Origin of the sequence: Arthrobacter sp. YAF34 (assembly GCF_052113245.1) — a bacterium.
Lineage (GTDB): Bacteria > Actinomycetota > Actinomycetes > Actinomycetales > Micrococcaceae > Arthrobacter.
In genome coordinates this window covers 1-467 of sequence record NZ_JBFRCV010000049.1, presented here as the reverse complement: position 1 = coordinate 467, position 467 = coordinate 1, and the positions used below count along the sequence as shown (strand labels likewise).

General features: G+C 63.6%; 1 pseudogene. It reads left to right on the top strand.

The annotated features are described in order from the left end of the window. Positions 1 to 467, top strand: a pseudogene (locus AB4Y72_RS19710) (pyruvate dehydrogenase (acetyl-transferring), homodimeric type); the annotation flags it as partial.

Genomic DNA, 467 nt, shown 5'->3' with positions numbered 1-467 from the left:
GCCTTCTTCCGCGGTGCCGGCTGGAACGTCATCAAGGTCGTCTGGGGCCGCGAGTGGGACAACCTGCTGGCCAAGGACGAGGACGGCTCGCTCGTGAAGATCATGAACGAGACCGTCGACGGCGATTACCAGACATACAAGGCCGAGTCCGGCGCGTTCGTCCGCGAACACTTCTTCGGCAAGACCCCGCAGACCAAGGAAATGGTCCAGGACCTCTCCGACGACGAGATCTGGAACCTCAAGCGCGGCGGCCACGACTACAACAAGGTCTACGCCGCTTACAAGGCCGCCACCGAGTTCAAGGGCAAGCCCACGGTCATCCTGGCCCACACGGTCAAGGGTTACGGCCTGGGCACCCACTTCGAGGGCCGCAACGCGACCCACCAGATGAAGAAGCTCACGATGGCCGACCTCAAGGCCTTCCGCGACCACCTGCGCATCCCGATCACGGACGACCAGCTCGAGGC